The sequence below is a fragment of the Paenibacillus sp. W4I10 genome (assembly GCF_030816325.1).
Taxonomy (GTDB): domain Bacteria; phylum Bacillota; class Bacilli; order Paenibacillales; family Paenibacillaceae; genus Paenibacillus; species Paenibacillus amylolyticus_B.
Genome location: NZ_JAUSXX010000001.1, coordinates 2065918 through 2082884 on the forward strand (window position 1 = coordinate 2065918; position 16967 = coordinate 2082884).

Sequence of the window (16967 nt, forward strand, 5' to 3'; positions counted from 1 at the left end):
TCATTGAATCCTCATGATCATATATTTGGTGTAGGCATCTTTGACTTCTTTGACTTTGGATCGGCCTATGGGCAGTTCCATTCCATTCAACATGACGACTTGGGTACCGGAAAACTTCTGAACATGCATCAGGTTGATAATAATCGAGCGATGAATCTGCAAGAAACCATGGTCTTTCAAACCGGTAGCGTAGCTGGATAAAATGCCTTTGGTCTCATGTACATTTTCCTGTGTCACAAAATTCAACTTGTTCTTGATTGTTAAACTTTTGACGACCTCAATCCAGAGAATATCATCATATTTCAGCAACAGTTCATCATAGTCTGACTTGATCAGTACATACTTTTTGTCCAATGCCTGAAAATATTGACACAGCTTAACCATCTTTTCCTCGAAAACTTGCGGCTGGATTGGCTTGATCAGATATTGAAAGGTGATGACATCAAAACTCTCCACCATATATTCCGGGTAACTGGTCAGGAACATAATCTGTACATCCAGAAACTTCATGTTCCTGATCTCTTTAGCGGTCTGAATCCCGTTCATTCCGCCCATCTCCACATCCAAGATGAGAATATGAAATGTATCCCCAACCTCTCTGTAGTGCGAGAGCAGTTGTTCACCAGATGTGAATAGGCTAATTTGAAAATCAAAATTGGTTTTTAGAGATAAGGAGACCAGCATCGTTTTCACACGTTCTCGTTGCTGCTCCTCATCATCACAGATTGCAATATTGAACATGGGGGAACATCCGCCTTTCATCGACATCGACTCAGAATTTCACTCTCGAATATACTATTTTAGCATAGGTTTCGGAGTCGAATTGGGATGAAATGCATTATTCCGACCCTAAAATGCAGATCAACAAAAAAAGTCGCCACATTGACGACTCTTGAGCTTGAAACCTTCTCCAGCCATTTCTATGAAAAGTCCGGTCTGTTATTCTGTTTTTTTGGGCACAGCATGGCGGTAATATCGTATGACCTTGCGATACATCGTCTTGTCCTTTAATTGATTAAATATATATGGGTCAGGTTTGACATTCACTTCAATAATCCAGGGTTTCAGACTGTGGTCAAGGCCGATATCCACACCGATTTGCTTTAGATACGGGTACTTTTTTTTCATATGACGAGCTATGCGCAGGCTAAGCTCATTCATCTCCTGAACCAGTTCATTCCTGCGTTTTGTGGATGCATGTGATTGTAGCAGCTTGTGAATATCCATCGGTGTACCACCACTATGATAATTGGTTACGATTTTCTTTGGATGACCCAGTCGGCCGATGATTCCGGTAGCTTCCCAATGTTTGGTCGGGCTTAGCTGTATCATGACTCGGATGTCAAAACGTCTGTTATTGTGCTTAAGAAGATGGATTCCTCTCTGAATCAGATAACTTCTTTTATTCACCAAGCGAGTCAGACTGCTATAAAACGATTCAAAGCTGTCAAACGTCAGACGTTTTTGCTCTATCTGATAGACAAAATGTTGATGACTTTCCATCTCGGCCTTAATAACGCCCATCCCGAAAGTACCTCTCTCGGGTTTGACATAGACCATTCCATATTTGCTGATCATGGATTTCAGATTCGTTTTGTTATATTTCTGTGTGTCGGGGATAAACGGTTTAATTAATTCATTATTAATGATCAATTTTGTTTTTAACCACTTGCTTCTTAACGGCTGCAATTTATCAACTCCCATGTCGTAAACTCTCCCTTCAGCAACCGCATCATAGCCCGCTGTTTGATCAAGATCCTGCATGCATTATATGTAATACCGATAGAGGAGCCCTCAACAAAAGCCCCTATTCATAAAAATGTATATTTGCACATGCCCTGACCAAAACACTTTTGCACACATACCATATAATGATTCATCACGATTTGTGCAAGGAGTTGAGAAGATGTCCGTACAGCCTGGAATCCGGTTGAATAATGCACCTAAGATTGATGTTCTTATACCAGTGATCGAGAAAGATTTGGCTACTCTTCCCCTCGTCATCGATAACATTCGCCGTTATGTAAAACATCCCATTGGAAGCATATATATTGTTTCTCCGGTCAGCACCAAAATCAGAAAACTTTGTTCCCTTAAAAACTGCATTTTTGTTAATGAGCGATCCGTCCTGCCTATAACCAAAAACGACATACACTACCAGTCCTCCCGATGGAATCGGTCAGGCTGGTTATATCAGCAGCTGCTCAAAATGAACGGAGATTCCATTGTGAAGGCAAAGTACTTTCTAGTCATGGATGCAGATACCGTACTGATTAAACCTCATTCATTTCTTGTAGAAGGAAAAACAGTCTTTTACTGCCGTGACTGGAGCCAACCGGAATATTTCAATACCTACCGCAAGTTGTTAGGCATGAAAGCTCCGCGTCCCCGCTCTTTTGTCACCCATTATATGCTGTTCGACAAATCGAAACTCGCTGCCTTAAAACAGAAAATTGAAGCGGTTCATAAGCTGACATGGTACAAAGCGATCATCTCCAATATCAATAAGAAGAAACAGTTTGGTTTCTCCGAGTATGAAACGTATGCCAATTTTATGTATACGAAAAACCCAGGCAGCATGATCCTTAGAAGTTCCAAGAATAAAAGTCTGAATGTGAACGCTTCTTCGTTAAAAGAGCAACAAATCCGCAATCTGGCTCTTAAATATCGTTCTCTTTCCTTTCATAAACGGAAAATCTATAGTAAAGCTCCCTGAGCTTAAGGAGGAAGCCCATGCATATCGTACTGCTGTGCGGCGGCTCTGGCAAAAGGCTCTGGCCTTTATCCAATGAGCTTCGCTCCAAGCTGTTCATCGATATACTTCCATCACCCGCTGGAGGTAGGGAATCCATGATCAGCAGAGTATGCCGCCAGCTTGACAGTTCATCCCTAACGGATTCAACACTCATTATTTCACATCAGGATCAGGCTAATATTACGGCACGACATACTCAAGGCAAAATACCAGTCATTGGGGAACCTTATAAACGAGGCACTTTTACTGCGGCGGCCTTAGCGACGTTATATCTGCAATCCTTCCGAATGGCCAAGGATGACGATGTGATCTGTATCGCGCCAGCTGATGTGTTTGCAGGTGAAGATTTTTTTAACAACTTCCAATTACTGCCGGACATATTGAAACATTCTCAAGCCGATATCGCTTTAATTGGGACAAGGCCTACACATGCTTCAGAACAGTATGGATACATCCTGTCCGGTGGAGAAGAACGTAAAGCTTATGCGCCCATAACACAATTTATAGAAAAACCCGAAGCCACCATTGCTGAAACTCTGCTACAACGTGGGGCACTATGGAACTGCGGTGTGTATGCATTCACCGTCGCGTTTATGATATCCCATATTAAAAAAATGGGGCTTCCGGTTCATTATGATCAATTGTCGTCCCTGTATGAAGCGTTGCCTGAACGCAGTTTTGACAAACATGTTGCAGAAAAGGCGCAGCGGGCCGTAGTCCTGCCTTATAAGGGAGTATGGCAGGATATCGGAAGCTGGGATACGCTGTGCGCACAGTTAGATACCCATGTAATCGGACACGGTGGAATCTCGGGTTCTTCCTCCGATTCCTATATTATTAACGAGCTTCCCTACCCCATCCAAGTCATTGGCGTGCCAGGTATTATCGCTGCCGCAAGTCCGGATGGCATTCTCATTGCCAACAAAAATAATTCAAATGAAATTAAAGCGCAATTGGGTAACTTGCCATTAAAACCGATGTATGGGGAAGCAACCTGGGGAAGTTATCGTGTCATTGAGAGTTCGTTAGAAGATGAGAATACAACTGTAACCACATTAAACATAACGGTTCTACCGGGCAAACATATCGGGTTGAACTGGCATAGAACTGGGTGTAGAGCATGGACCGTGCTTGCAGGCAGTGGGCAAGTGCTTGTCAACGGAAAGGTCATGCAATTGAGTATGGGCACTCAGTTCGCGATTACCAAGGAGAGTCTCTTTTCTATTCTGGCTGAAACCAGGATGGTGATCCTTGAGGTCCGGATCGGAGTAACAGAGGATAAAGACAACATACTTTTTGAAGAAAAAGATTGGAATGTAATCCTAAAAAGTGCAGGTTCATCTAACGCTTAATGGGAGAATGAACCGATTCAATCTGCGTGTCTTATAGCCCCTTCCATTCGCGGAAGGGGCTCATTGGCATAATTAAGGGAAACCTGACACTTCTTCTCCCTATATCTTAGTTAAACAACTTGCGAAGTTCCTCTACTTCCAGACGTGCAACGGGCTGGTAAGCGGAACTTTGTACATAACGCTGGAAGCTGTATAACAACTGTCTGCCCTCCAATGTAGTCATCAGACGCTCCAGATTCAGCGCTCCCATCAGCACTCTCCCCTTCCGGACCCGACACTCCATCAAAAGGCCGAGCTTGTGGTTTCGCTCAAAATTGTCAATGGTCTGCACGATCGGATTCAAGTCTTTATCCAACTCATCCAAGATGATCGATGACGACTCGGACACGATGCTCCACCACGGATAAGTTGAGTGCTCCTCTGTGACAAAATGTTCGAAGGCCGGATGATCCTGTTGAATTAACAAGCCCATTGTGCCCACAGGAACTTCTCTTTTCATATTCTCCGAGATGGATCGGAACATAGGGTAAGACCAGAAATCGGTGCTATAGAAACCTTGAATCGCGTGTTGAAGCTGATTGGGATTCGGGAAAAGTAAAATATCCTCGCCCTGCTCAAGCAGCGCCAACGCCTGTTCCGAGAGTTCGGTAAATAGATTCAAACCGCTCAGGTCCACTTCCTCCTGACTCGGGTAGATCCACAGGTCGTAAGACTTACGGATATCCGTGCCCGGAATGGACAGTCTAAGCTCCACTTTGGTCATATTGGAGACTTCAGGAATACGAATGCTGAGATCCGCGACATTCACATAATGTTCTCCATGGGTCGCTGGCAGGTCTGTTTTCCCTTCCAATAGGACGCTTCCTTCGATCTGCTCGCTTTGAATTTCCCACTTCAATTGAAGTCCATCCAATGCTTGTCTCCGGAAGTAACTTAGTTCAATGCGTGCTTCGAACAATTCACCCGCTTGATAATTATATTTGGGGAATCTCGCTAACAACACAGCGTCGGAACAAAACGTTCTCCACTCCTCCGGTGTAATCATGCCCTTGGAATCCATGAATGCGTCCAGTACACCCACCAGCGCTGTTCCCTGACCACTGAAATCCTGAAGATCCAGCAGCTGGAACCCGGCTAGTTGCTGCGAACGAAAAGCAGCTTCCAGTTCTTCCTTGTAACATGCGACCGCGAGTTTACCAGAGGCTCTGAAGTAGGCTTCCGCCAGATGTCCCAGCCCTTTGGCATTCAGACGCTCTCGAAACACTTCGAAATTCTTGGCTTTGAGAGAACCCGTATACTTGTTGATCTCCTCGAAATTAGGAAACGTGGCGTACTGTCCAATTTCATGCGAGATGATTGGTACGTGTGAGACAAGTTGGTCACTTCCAGCTTCGGCCTGCACTGTTTTGGAACCTGTCCCATACTGAATCTGAATCTCTTTGTCCCCAGTCTGACCAGAAGGGTCAGCATCGCTGCCTTGCTCAGGTACAATGTTTGAATCGTAATCTTTCAATGTATTTGGCAGGTCGGTCTGCACGTGACCGAGCGGAGCATCACACATCGCATATGAACCTCTGAACAGGCGCTCTTTGGAGAAACGAACCCCGCAGAAGAATTCACTTTCCTCCAGAATGTCTGGCACAAACTGAAAGTTATTCGAACCTTCGGTGTATAGATGACGATGATCATATGCTTTGTATGCCTTCAGGATCGAATTCAATCTGTCCTTGCTTCCCCATAGTTCATTCCCCATGGACATCATGACAAACGAAGGATGATTACCAAAAGCACGCAGCATCGCAAATCCTTCGCTAATCAAGTAATCCTGCTCGGCTTGATTATGCCCATCCGAAGATTCGTCCGTAATGGTTCCCCAGAACGGAAGCTCAGGCTCCATGTAGATGCCGAGCAGATCCGCTGCAATAAAAGCAGCCTCCGGAGGACAACAGGTATGGAAACGGTAGTGATTAATACCGTAGGACTTGGAGATAGCAAGAATACGAACCCATTCATCCACATCTGTTGGCGCGTATCCCGTGAGCGGAAAGATCAGCCCGTCATGTTTGCCTCGAAGAAACGTTTTGCGACCATTAATGGTGAATTTGTCTCCAGCAGCCCGGAATTCCCGTAATCCCGTCCATACTTCGGTGGAATCCAGCACTTCGCCGTCCTGATCTTGTAGATGAATATGAAGTTGGTACAGGTTAGGTTCATCATCACTCCATAACATCGCATCTTCGCCAATCTTGTACGTCAGCTGGATTTCCTGCGAATCCGGGGCGAAAATCTGTTCCTCGGTCGTATACACCGGATCAGCACTGACTGCAACAGCCGAAACCACGATTCGTACTTCTTGCGGGGCACCAACAAGTGCTGCCTTGATCTCGAAAGATCGAGTCGCAAGATCGGGGTAGACCTGAACATTATCCAGGAAAACACGCTCGAAAAATTGAAGTTCCAATTTCCCGGTGATGCCGTTCCAATTCGTCTGCGTGTCTTCGGATGTAAGGTGACCACCTTTGGTTGGATAATTGGTATTGTCCACTCGAATGGTAATTGTATGAGTCCCAGCGGTTAGCCCTGCCTCAATCTCGTAACGGTGAGGTGTGTTCAGACTGTTTTGTGTTCCGCATTCCACCCCATCGATCCAAACTGTGGTTACTCGTGTTCGTTCCAGATGCAAGAAGCAACATTTGCCAGCCAAGTGTTCGGGAATTTCAATCTCTCGTGAAAACCAGGCATAACCCTCAAATAAGTACTCATCCGTCAGCGCACCGATTAACACATTCTCGTTTTTCTTGCCCTTGGCCGCATGAGATGTAGTATTTGGCAATGTAATATCGTCTGAGAAATTCAGACCACGTTCCACCTTATGTTCATCGAGTTGGAGTTTCCATATGCCTTCCAGATTTATTGCAGCTATCATGATAGTGTCCCCTTTTAGATTCATATAATCAATAAAAGTAATCGCTTCCAATGAACAGAAATCGTTTTCGGAAATCATACCTGTATTATAAACTCGATTGACGCCCCTCGCATAGATCATTTACAAATAAAAAAGTCGCCAATACTGGCGACACCTTATGGATACATCTCCTGTATCCTGAACAATTTTAAAATATGGTGGGAACCATGCCCCCGTCCATCCGGATGGGAGAGCCTCTGAAGGCTGAAGCATATGGGCTGCATACAAATGCAGCAAGTCTGCCTATTTCACTTGGCTTGATGAATCGCTGTAATTCGGACTGTGGCAGATTACTCTTCATAAAGTCTTTCTCTTTTTCTTCGAAATTCAACGTCTTATCAGGGTATATGCCCTCAATGATTTTTTGTACGTTTTCGGACAGTGTTGGACCTGGCAGGATCGTATTGATCGTAACCTCGGTCCCTGCTGTCAGTTTGGACAAACTTTTGGATAATGACAGCAGCATTGACTTGGTCATGCAATACTGGGGCATCTGACCTGAAGGCATAAGGGCTTCTTCACTTGCGATGAAAATAATACGCCCGTCATTGTTCTTCACCATTTTAGGTAAATAAAATTGAGACAAGCCATTGGCAGCCAACACATTGGTACGGAAATATTTCTCCCACACTTCATCATTTATGTCTTCATAACTCATGATTTCATATATACCCATGCTATTAATTAATATATCGACCTCAGGAAATTCCTCGAATAAAGCTTGGCGTTGCGCCAGATCCACAAGATCAGCGGTAGCCTTTTGCGGAGAGGTCTCCGGAAAAGTGGACTTGATTTCGCGAACTGTTCGTTCCACCTCTTCATCATTGCGTCCATTAATCAGAACATGAACACCTTCTCGAGCGAGTTCTATAGCAATCGCTTTGCCGATTCCTTTTGTTGATCCTGTAACTAAGGCTGTTTTCTCTTTTAGTCCCATATCCATCCTGCATTTCTCCTTCTTGATTACAACTATCCGGCAGCTATTTCTTGAACATTGCCAACAGCTTCATACTCCGGATAGATATAATATTACGAAGTCTGAAGGGCTCAGTAACTAGCATCTTGCGCCAGAGTTAATGCCTGACACGCCAATTCGAAGGAGTATCTCCTTCCCAGGTCCGGAACGCACGATAGAACGAATTCTGGTCTTCATATCCAACCAGGAATGCTACCTCTTTGATATCGAGCGAAGGATCTGCCAGGTACTCCCGGGCCTGCTCACGTCTGGCTTCGGTTAATAATTGCTTGAAGTTTGTGTTCTCTTCCGTCAGTCGCCGTTGCAAGGTACGATCACTCATACAAAGCTCTTTGGCGACCGTCTGGATGTCAGGGCGCTTTCCTGTGAGGTTACGTTTCAAGATCCATTTGACCACTTCAGTAACGGAACGACTGTTCTTCTGTTCGTCCAGCGACCGATCCAGAGCCGGGGTCAGGATCTCCAGTAACTCCTCGTTATATGAGAGAAATGGAAGATTCAGATCTTTTCGCTCTAGCGTCAGCCGATTATGGTTAGAATTCGTATCGACTCGACAGCCGAAGTAAGCTTCAAGGGTATATACGTTGCCCATCGGTTGGGTGAACTCGACCCTTTTGGCCATCAAAGGCTGGACTGTACCCCTCCGTCCAAGTTCAAGCAAAAATGCCAGTGTAATACCGACCAGTAATGGCGGACCTGGTAGCTCCTTATGTAACCATTCGAGTTCAATGATACACTCCTCCCCTGCTTCGGTAATCTGCAAACTCTCGGGAGGACACATCTGCTTGTAACGGACCATTCGATTCAACGCATCACGATAATCACGAGCATGGTACATCGCCAGCACAGGCGGAGGATACTTGGATATCTCATATCCGGTTGCAAGTTTGATGATGCCCTCAGCGGTGTCCCCAATGAGATCAGAGTAGGCCTGCCAGATTGCAAAGTACTGAGATTGGGTAACTACAGGTTTATTTATTGTCTCAAGAGATAATTGTGCTGTGCGAGCGATGTCTTCTGCACCAATCCCTATTTGATGTAATCCGGCCCAAAAGCCTGGGTGAACTTTAATTCGATCATTCGGTTGAGATTGCATGCATCCAGACTCCTTTAGCTTGTTCCATTTTTATTCTGATTTCTAATTATAGAATGAATGTACCTATTTTTGAATCTTACCTCAGCGAGCCATTTCCGGATCATACGAAAACACGACTGCCTATAAATGGCCAGTCGTGTTCAAGTCAATCATTCAGTATATTATGAAAAAATGCACATTTGTTTGCCATTTTACAATGTTAGCTACTCATTCAACGCAGTTTTGATCAGGGCATTCACCCGTGAGTTAAACAGCAGACCGATATGGGATACGAGGGAAACCGAAACGTTGTTCGCCCCGTTCAACCGGGAAAGTACCGGGGACACAATCGTGTCACTGGTGGAATAGATCGAAGTCACCTTTATTCCACTCGGAGCTGTCGTTGTGGTCAATCGATTAGCCCCGCCAAGGGTAATCAACTTATCCACTTTGGAAGCGCCTCCACGGTTAAGTATGTAATAGAGACTATTCGCTCCACCCATGCTATGAGCTATAATATTGACTTTTGTATGACCCGTTTCGCGCAGAACATCATCTACGAATCGACTAATTGCTGCGGAGTTCAACAGCTGGTTTCCTTGTTTGCTAGGAAGGTCAATCGCGAATAATTCGTCTCTTGTCCACCCTTGGCTACGCAAATAACTCTCAATTGCTGTAAAATTGCTATCTGAACCAGTCAATCCATGTACCAATACAATGGGTGTACGTGCCGTAGCTGCAGAAGCCTTTGAACTCGATCCTATTCCAGTTATTGATAAGGCAAGGATCATACTCATGAATGCAACAAGTATTAATTTGGTCTTTTTCACTTCATTCACTCTCCTGTAAAATGTTTTATATTCCATATATTACAATCTAACATATGGAATATAAATGAACCTTTAGTCTCATTTTTACAGGAATGTCTAAAGTATACTACAACTAACATGATTACATTTTTATCAAACCCTAGTTCTCTACTTCTTATCCTTCAACGATGTCTGCACGTAGATCCGTTGCAATCTCAATCATTTTGGGTACAATAGCTTCGTTAGAAATAGCTACATACAGATCCCCCATGTACAAACGAAAAGCAATCTGTGTTCCCTCAAGGTCCCACATAAAAAAATCCCCATCGATGGACATGGTGCTCTCTGCTCCAACAATGTGAAGAACCGATGAGTAGGTGAATTCGGGCTTGGACTCGAAGTAGAGTTTGCATTCTTCCAGGGAGATGGATTGTTCCGCATTGCTATCTTGTACGGACCGGGTAATTCGAAAACGCTGATTCATTGATTTGCCTCCACCACTTAATATATTTTTCATGTTCCACAGCATCATATTTTCTCATTTCCGTCTTCCACTGTCAAAACCATACATGCTCTATCCTTTGAATTCATATATACTTAATACAGTGCACAACGAATTTCTACAATCAGGAGGAGTCAAATCAATATGTTGAAAACAGAATTCATTGATGTACTATCTATAGTCTCACATAAATTATATGATTCGGCTGCTAATGTTATGGACACGGCAAGCAGGTTAATTCCTGCAAATACGTTTTGTATCGCCCAGTTGGATCACTTATCCACCAAAGTTCTGAACGTATATAATCGTGACAAACTAATTTTAGGTGAGGGACTTGTCGTTGAAAACGCCGAGTCATATTGTGCACTTGTGACTGAACATACCCAAGGTCCATTGGTAATCAATAATAATCTGACTCATCCGTTAACCAAACATATGGACGCTACCGAATTCGTAGGTGGTTGTTCATTTGTCGGTGTGCCTATACATAATGAGAACGGAGAAATCTACGGCTCCCTTTGCTCATTTGATCAGGATTTCTATTCCTATCAACAAAAGGACGTGGATCTGCTTCTCTCCTTGTCTTCATTTTTCACGAGTCTTCTTGAGATGGAAACAACTCTGCAACAGTTAAAACAGGCGGAAGAAACCGCTGCAAAAGTGCTGGAAGAGAAGAAAAATCTCTTAGCCGTCCTTAGCCACGAAATCCGTACCCCGATGAATGGTGTTCTTGCAATGGCAAATCTATTGCAATCTACCAAGCTGAATGAGGATCAATCGTTATATGTTAATGTCATAGAGTCTAGTGGAACCAGTCTGCTATCCATGATGGATCAAATTCTCGACTATTCCAAAGCAGAAGCGGGTGCGATCTCTCTGGAGATTAACCCCTACAGTGTCACTAAAACCGTCGACCATGTACTCCAGTTATTCTCATCTGAAGCACAGAAAAAAGGTATCCGATTATACGCAGAATACGATATAAATGATCATTTGATGCTTATAGGCGATCAGCAAAAAGTCCGTCAGATCCTAATCAATCTTGTTGGCAATGCGTTGAAATTCACGGAGCAAGGTGAAGTATGCATCTCTACGCAGGTATCTGCTGATCCAGAAGGTACACTCCATGCATCTTATGAGATAATAGATACGGGCATCGGCATCCCCCAGGATCGCCAAGATTTATTGTTCAAATCCTATTCGCAAATTCACGGCAACTCCGGAAAGTATGGTGGAGCGGGGCTAGGCCTATCCATCTGTAAACAACTCGCTGAATTGATGGGTGGGATTGTATGGCTTAAAGAAACAAGTCACTTGGGCAGTCGGTTTGCCTTTAATATTTCCAGCGCGTCACCAACGTCCATGCAAATCTCTGAATGAGGAATATATTATTCTATCTGAAACAGATAGGAGGTATATACGTTGACACAATTTCTGGATGCAAGATCTTCGCAAAATGCTGCGTTGTTTAATTCCATTTCTATACCGATTCCAGTGATTAATACGCCTCAACTATTTGCACAGATTGGTCTGCAAACGGTTGGAGCTGGAGCCAATCCACGAGTTTCATTAAAAGGAACCATTACGGTGCGACTACCGCTTGCACTCTTTCAAGTCAGAATTACCATTGTTAGAGGCACCGTTGCTACGGATCCGATTGTTTACTCTGCTAACTTCACTTATGGTTTAAGCGGTCTCCTCAACCCCGAAGTTATTGTTTTCTCTGCCAACGACTATAATCCACCGATCCAGCCACAACTAACGTACACTGCATTTATCAGTACCAACCTGCTCGGAACGGTTCGGGTCGGTCCTGAGAGTTTCGACGGATTTATCGTTTCGGATTAGAATGACTACGTCCACCCCCATACTTTTAACCTGTTTTTACACAGGGCTAAGGTATGGGGGTGTTTCATTTAAAATAAATTAGTTTCCAAAGTAAACATCCAGCTTACCCGTGGGTGGTGTTGTGGCCATCCACACGGCTGCTAAATTATCTGGAGCATACGTTGCAGCAGTGATGTAGTCCCCAATCAGTACCGTTGGCATCGGAGAGTTACCATTGGGATTGAAAGATGTGGTTGTGATTCGACGGTTGGTGAAGCTCGCCCCGCCATCGAACGATTCTGCCACAAAAACATCCAGAAGGAACCCGTCAATTCGGTTGCTGTAATAAATGACCCTGATCGTCCCGGCAAACGGAGATACGGTTATGGAAGGAAAGAAATTCTGCGTGCCTGGAGGAGCGCCTGTAATACTGATCGGGTCTGACCACAGGAGACCATCCGGAGATTCGCAGAGTAATACATCAGTATAGCCAGCTCGTGCATCATTCCATACGGCATATACGGTTCCACTGTTAGGTCCAACGGAAATATCTGCTCCCAGACTTAGATTGGTCTGTACCCGAAAAGCGTAATTCGGTACAGGTAAAGGCGAAGGAGCTGGCACAACGGATGAGATGAATGTCGCCTGTCTATCCAGAGGAGGTTGATAGGTAATGCCCCCATCGTAGGAAATACGCAAAAGTGCAGAAGGGCTGGCAGGCCCTGTTATGATGTAGCCTGCATAGACCTCACCCGAGAATCCAACAGCCAGCGCTGCCCGGTCATGAATTCCTCGCGGATTCGACTGTCGGTCAGGTGGCTCCCAGGTTAACCCCTGTGAGACCGACCGTTGTGTAAATATGGCGGAAGAAGTCGTGGCAAGTGGGGTATATCCGACATATGCATTGCCTCGATAGGGGCTACCAGGAGAACGGTCTACGGCTATGTAAGGCTCATCATTATGAACAATGGTACCGAAACCTGCCTGCACGATAACCGGTGGCTGCCACGTTAACCCATCGTCAAATGAGGTGTAACTTGCAATCGTCCCATCATTAATCCCGTTAAACAAGTGAACGGTAACGATAAAGGTATTGGGAAACGTATAGTCTATTGTTGGTGCTTCTGCTCCTGCATATCCTGCTGGTTGAGGAAGTGTCGTTGTAGACCAGGTACTCCCTCCATCAATGGAACGATAGAATCCAGTCAATGTTGGTCCGGTACTGGTATCCACAGCTACTACGCACATAATATTCGGGTTCAACGTATTAACTGCAATTGAAGGTTCGAATTGGCTGCCTGCTAATGCTCCAGTAATATTCACAACTGCCATCTGCTCACCTCTCTTCCTTTAAGGGATATTTGTGAATCGGTCAATTAATGTCATCTCCGATTGAAGCACACGCTGGATAATCTGGCCTGTAGAATCAACACCATATACATGAATGATAGTGCTTGTAGCGCTAAAATAATCACTTTGCACCTCGAAAAAAGCTGCATTGATTAGTGGATAGATCAATGTTCTTGTCGTTTGGGGCAGTAATTCAAACAGATCATGACCAATCGCAATACGTGCAGTTTGAGTAGTATCCCACCTGAAAACCTCAAGCTCAATATTAACAGGAGCATTAAGAGAATCGTTAATGCAAGTCACGATGAGCTGCGTGGACTGAGTTACACCGGTGGTCGGATTGTATATAAAACCCGTAGAGTTTGGCAAAAAGCACACTCCTTCCGCAATATATAGTAAAGTATATTACGATTCTTGCCACCAATATGACTAAACTTCGACTCTTATATTGGAACGATATGAAAAATTTGTTATGCTACATATGCTAGATTACTAGATTACTTTTAAAGCAAGAATCTACTATTATGTACCAAGTTGGAGGAAACAGACGATGTTCATTAAGCGTGTAGGAAAAATTGCTGCGGTTACAGTGATTACTCTCTCTGTCCTTGGAAACACCCCAAATATCGGTGGAGCCTATGCTGCTCCGGCCATTACCGTTCAACTGGACGATGTCCCCTTAACGTTTGATGCAGCTCCACGCATGGATAAGGGTGTCACTTATGTTCCGTTTCGGACGGTTGGAGAGGCTCTTGGTATCGATATAACGTGGAACAGCAAAACGCAGACTGTAAAAGCAACGAATGCTGTAAAAGGTCAAACCACCGAGGTAGTATTAACGGTAGGCAGCACTACAGCAACCGTAAACGGAAAGAACGTAAAACTTCCTGCGCCACCAGTTCAGCGGGAAGGACGAGTACTTATTCCATTAAGTTCATTCAGTAACCAATTCGGTGTACAAGTAAGCTGGAATCAGGCAACCAAGACGGTCTCCCTCGTCTCCCCACAACGCGAGATGCACCTGAGAGCCTTCTATGCATTGCAATCCTTTCAAGAAAAGGATCTCATTACTTCCATGAATTCTGTAGCATTTGGCTGGAGCCGCATTGATCGCGAAGGTCAGTTTACACTCCAGGGGGAAGAGTACCGTCTTCCTGCTGCTGCGGGTGATATTACGCCGCAGTCCATTGTTGCTGACGCAGCAGATCAGCGTATCCAACCGCAACTAATGGTATATGCATTGGACGGAAACGGCGAACTGACCAAAGTGTTGAGTGACACCAACCTGCGTCAGAAATCGATCGAAGGCATAACTGCTGCTGTCGCAGAGCATGGTTTTGGCGGAGTTGTTCTGGATTTTGAAGGACTGGGCTTTAAACTGGATGCAGTAGAACAACAGAAGCTGCTCAATGCTTACGTGAAACAACTAAAGAGTTCCTTGCCCCAGGACACAGCTTTATCTCTGGCGGTACCCCCGCTAAATAGTGCTTATAAAGGTTATGATTACAAAACTCTTGCCTCTATTGCAGATGATCTTATTATTATGGCCTATCAGTATAATCCGGTTGGCACCAAATCTCAGGTACCTGAGCCAAATAGTCTTGTAGATCAGGCGATTCAATTAGCCATACAGGCCGGTGTCCCGAAGAGCAAGCTTCTGCTCGGTATCAGTCTAAGCAGTGAAACGCCCTCCTCTGTAGATGATAAGCTCGGTCTTGCCAAACGTTATGACCTCAAAGGAGCCGCGTTCTGGCGTCTGGGTCTGTTCCGTTCCTACAATACAAAGATGGAAGATGCCGTGAACGCTTCTGTGATTAAAGAGTAAACATTCTGACTGGATAGAGCTCACTTAACTAAAAGAAGGACCGCGCCTCTGGTACGCAGAGACTAGGTCCTTCTTTTTCCCATCATCTTACTTTATAAATTGATCCACACTTCCAAATATAAGCTTCACAAACTGGGTAGGACCAGGCAAACGGGGCTGAAAGAGAAGAATGATCCCAATTACTGCCGCCACAGCAGTAAATCCCGCGCTCAATATTCTGGCTCGCTTTTCTTTGCTGCTCTTCCACTCTCCATACACTATCGCAGTCGCCAGCATCAATATTCCAAGGATTGAGCCTAGTTTCATGCAATCACCTCTCTTCTCAGGCTTGTAACCGGAGCCGTTCTGTTCAACTTTCGTCCTCATTAGGTATCCCCTGTGGTCCTGTTGATTTTCCGGTACGTACTACATGTGCATCTACTTTGACTTCCACGTCCATATCAGGATAGATGGTTTCCCAGTTCTTCTCCTGCGCTTTCCATTGATTCGGATAATATCTGCGGAATTCAACTGCGAATTTGAAGAAATCGGAGCGCAGCTCTTTCTGGGACATGTCTAAAGCATCATGAGCCAAAGATGTGAGCTTAGCCGACCATTCCTTTTCCAGTTTAGTTAATACAGCGGGATCAGTCAGATTGGCATCCGTCGTATTTAACACCACTTCTCCCCTGGTTTGGATGTCGACCTTCATACTCCACTGTTTGTTTACAATTCGCGGTTTCAAGGAAGTTTTATTTTCAATGAGTCTTATCGAGAAAGAACCCTCTAACGGCTCAAACTCAACAGGCATGATAATGCTGTTCAGTTCTTTTGCAAGTAGTAATACACCTACGCTTAGTGGTTCTTTGACCGTCTTGACATAGCGGTCCTTCTTATACAAGCTCAGACCTTTCACATATGGCGTAGTCGTCAGTTTATCCTGATCGGGCTCCGGGGGTAAGATTAACATGCGAGACAAAATGGCGGAACTGCTCGGACCTTCAATAGATTTAGCCAGTTCAAGCGCAGTAACACGTGTACCTAACTTCAGATTGGCCATCTCACGCAACGATTCAGCAGAACTTCGCTCCAGTGGATCAAGTAACGCAAGGATATCTTTCGCAGCCTTATCGCTGGAAAAGACATATGCATGCTCCCTGAACTGAGGGTAACGCAGGAAAAAATCGATGTACTCGCGGATACCGCGTTTGCCGGCTTGCTCACTAATGATTATGACTTCGCAGTGGCCCCAGAACATATTCCGGGGAACTTTACGTTGTAACCGATTCAATGCCTCGGCAATTGTGCGTCCTTCCGCTGTTCGAATCATTGTAACCCCGCTTGGACTCCCTCCACTCCCACTGCTATCTCCTGCACTCGCCTTTCGCGGAATGAAAATCTGTGAAGTCAATTGTACTTTGCCATCTTCATAATCTATCCCTGTAGCCAGCACGATAGCCAAATCGTTAATCTCGATGCGATCCCAGCATCCACTTAAAAGCACACAACACAATATTGGCATTAGTAGTACTCTATATAATCGCAAGTGCTC

Annotated in this window: 16 protein-coding genes; 5 read left to right on the top strand and 11 right to left on the bottom strand. The window is 44.7% G+C overall.

Translation table 11 applies throughout. The annotated features are described in order from the left end of the window. Positions 1 to 741, bottom strand: a complete 741-nt coding sequence (locus tag QF049_RS09165; protein ID WP_307536756.1) for a LytR/AlgR family response regulator transcription factor — start codon at positions 739 to 741, stop codon at positions 1 to 3. 198 nt (positions 742 to 939) lie between these two features. Further along, positions 940 to 1704 (bottom strand): YheC/YheD family protein, encoded by a 765-nt coding sequence (locus QF049_RS09170; protein WP_223869087.1) that lies wholly within the window; start codon positions 1702 to 1704, stop codon positions 940 to 942. 202 nt (positions 1705 to 1906) lie between these two features. Here QF049_RS09170 and QF049_RS09175 point away from each other — a divergent pair, with 202 nt between their 5' ends. Then, the gene (locus QF049_RS09175) at positions 1907 to 2716 is read left to right on the top strand and encodes a DUF6492 family protein (RefSeq protein WP_307536761.1); all 810 of its coding nucleotides are present in this window, start codon (positions 1907 to 1909) and stop codon (positions 2714 to 2716) included. Positions 2717 to 2733: 17 nt separating this feature from the next. Next, a complete protein-coding gene (locus QF049_RS09180; RefSeq protein ID WP_307536764.1) occupies positions 2734 to 4107 on the top strand; it encodes a sugar phosphate nucleotidyltransferase in 1374 nt (457 codons plus the stop codon). 106 nt (positions 4108 to 4213) lie between these two features. Here the strand turns inward: QF049_RS09180 and QF049_RS09185 are convergent, their stop codons facing one another. The 5 genes from QF049_RS09185 to QF049_RS09205 form a co-directional block, all read right to left on the bottom strand. Continuing rightward, positions 4214 to 7033 carry a glycoside hydrolase family 2 TIM barrel-domain containing protein gene (locus QF049_RS09185; protein WP_307536766.1) on the bottom strand — a complete coding sequence of 940 codons (2820 nt, stop codon included), beginning with the start codon at positions 7031 to 7033 and terminating at the stop codon, positions 4214 to 4216. 187 nt (positions 7034 to 7220) lie between these two features. Continuing rightward, positions 7221 to 8015 carry an SDR family NAD(P)-dependent oxidoreductase gene (locus QF049_RS09190; RefSeq protein ID WP_307536768.1) on the bottom strand — a complete coding sequence of 265 codons (795 nt, stop codon included), beginning with the start codon at positions 8013 to 8015 and terminating at the stop codon, positions 7221 to 7223. Positions 8016 to 8145: 130 nt separating this feature from the next. Further along, positions 8146 to 9144, bottom strand: a complete 999-nt coding sequence (locus QF049_RS09195) for a helix-turn-helix domain-containing protein (RefSeq protein ID WP_307536770.1) — start codon at positions 9142 to 9144, stop codon at positions 8146 to 8148. 203 nt (positions 9145 to 9347) lie between these two features. After that, positions 9348 to 9953: an esterase/lipase family protein gene (locus tag QF049_RS09200; protein WP_124114605.1), complete on the bottom strand. Its 606-nt coding sequence runs from the start codon at positions 9951 to 9953 to the stop codon at positions 9348 to 9350. A 154-nt stretch (positions 9954 to 10107) separates the two neighbouring features. Continuing rightward, positions 10108 to 10416 carry a hypothetical protein gene (locus QF049_RS09205; RefSeq protein ID WP_307543152.1) on the bottom strand — a complete coding sequence of 103 codons (309 nt, stop codon included), beginning with the start codon at positions 10414 to 10416 and terminating at the stop codon, positions 10108 to 10110. A gap of 162 nt (positions 10417 to 10578) precedes the next feature. Here QF049_RS09205 and QF049_RS09210 point away from each other — a divergent pair, with 162 nt between their 5' ends. Beyond that, positions 10579 to 11814, top strand: a complete 1236-nt coding sequence (locus QF049_RS09210; RefSeq protein ID WP_307536771.1) for a GAF domain-containing hybrid sensor histidine kinase/response regulator — start codon at positions 10579 to 10581, stop codon at positions 11812 to 11814. A 42-nt stretch (positions 11815 to 11856) separates the two neighbouring features. Further along, a complete protein-coding gene (locus tag QF049_RS09215) occupies positions 11857 to 12282 on the top strand; it encodes a hypothetical protein (RefSeq protein ID WP_124114602.1) in 426 nt (141 codons plus the stop codon). Between the two features lie 78 nt (positions 12283 to 12360). Here QF049_RS09215 and QF049_RS09220 read toward each other — a convergent pair whose 3' ends face one another. Together QF049_RS09220 and QF049_RS09225 are read right to left on the bottom strand one after the other, a co-directional pair. Further along, positions 12361 to 13593: a sialidase family protein gene (locus QF049_RS09220; RefSeq protein ID WP_307536776.1), complete on the bottom strand. Its 1233-nt coding sequence runs from the start codon at positions 13591 to 13593 to the stop codon at positions 12361 to 12363. A gap of 18 nt (positions 13594 to 13611) precedes the next feature. Continuing rightward, a complete protein-coding gene (locus QF049_RS09225; RefSeq protein ID WP_307536779.1) occupies positions 13612 to 13980 on the bottom strand; it encodes a hypothetical protein in 369 nt (122 codons plus the stop codon). Positions 13981 to 14161: 181 nt separating this feature from the next. On the opposite strand from QF049_RS09225, the gene QF049_RS09230 reads away from it, so the two are divergent. After that, entirely contained in the window at positions 14162 to 15436 is a 1275-nt protein-coding gene (locus QF049_RS09230) for a stalk domain-containing protein (protein WP_307536781.1), read from the top strand. Positions 15437 to 15523: 87 nt separating this feature from the next. Here the strand turns inward: QF049_RS09230 and QF049_RS09235 are convergent, their stop codons facing one another. Together QF049_RS09235 and QF049_RS09240 are read right to left on the bottom strand one after the other, a co-directional pair. Continuing rightward, positions 15524 to 15802: a hypothetical protein gene (locus QF049_RS09235; protein WP_124114598.1), complete on the bottom strand. Its 279-nt coding sequence runs from the start codon at positions 15800 to 15802 to the stop codon at positions 15524 to 15526. Continuing rightward, positions 15786 to 16961, bottom strand: coding sequence for a Ger(x)C family spore germination protein (locus QF049_RS09240; protein ID WP_307536784.1), 1176 nt, complete (start codon positions 16959 to 16961; stop codon positions 15786 to 15788). Before QF049_RS09240 ends, QF049_RS09235 begins: the two co-directional genes overlap by 17 nt. Positions 16962 to 16967: the final 6 nt, after the last annotated feature.

Bases quoted from the DNA above. Each gene is read 5' to 3' on its own strand.
- QF049_RS09195 (WP_307536770.1), bottom strand. From the start codon at position 9,144: ATGCAATCTCAACCGAATGATCGAATTAAAGTTCACCCAGGCTTTTGG.
- QF049_RS09210 (WP_307536771.1), top strand. From the start codon at position 10,579: ATGTTGAAAACAGAATTCATTGATGTACTATCTATAGTCTCACATAAA.
- QF049_RS09170 (WP_223869087.1), bottom strand. From the start codon at position 1,704: ATGGGAGTTGATAAATTGCAGCCGTTAAGAAGCAAGTGGTTAAAAACA.
- QF049_RS09165 (WP_307536756.1), bottom strand. From the start codon at position 741: ATGTTCAATATTGCAATCTGTGATGATGAGGAGCAGCAACGAGAACGT.
- QF049_RS09230 (WP_307536781.1), top strand. From the start codon at position 14,162: ATGTTCATTAAGCGTGTAGGAAAAATTGCTGCGGTTACAGTGATTACT.
- QF049_RS09220 (WP_307536776.1), bottom strand. From the start codon at position 13,593: ATGGCAGTTGTGAATATTACTGGAGCATTAGCAGGCAGCCAATTCGAA.
- QF049_RS09185 (WP_307536766.1), bottom strand. From the start codon at position 7,033: ATGATAGCTGCAATAAATCTGGAAGGCATATGGAAACTCCAACTCGAT.
- QF049_RS09175 (WP_307536761.1), top strand. From the start codon at position 1,907: ATGTCCGTACAGCCTGGAATCCGGTTGAATAATGCACCTAAGATTGAT.
- QF049_RS09190 (WP_307536768.1), bottom strand. From the start codon at position 8,015: ATGGATATGGGACTAAAAGAGAAAACAGCCTTAGTTACAGGATCAACA.
- QF049_RS09180 (WP_307536764.1), top strand. From the start codon at position 2,734: ATGCATATCGTACTGCTGTGCGGCGGCTCTGGCAAAAGGCTCTGGCCT.
- QF049_RS09205 (WP_307543152.1), bottom strand. From the start codon at position 10,416: ATGAATCAGCGTTTTCGAATTACCCGGTCCGTACAAGATAGCAATGCG.
- QF049_RS09235 (WP_124114598.1), bottom strand. From the start codon at position 15,802: ATGAGGACGAAAGTTGAACAGAACGGCTCCGGTTACAAGCCTGAGAAG.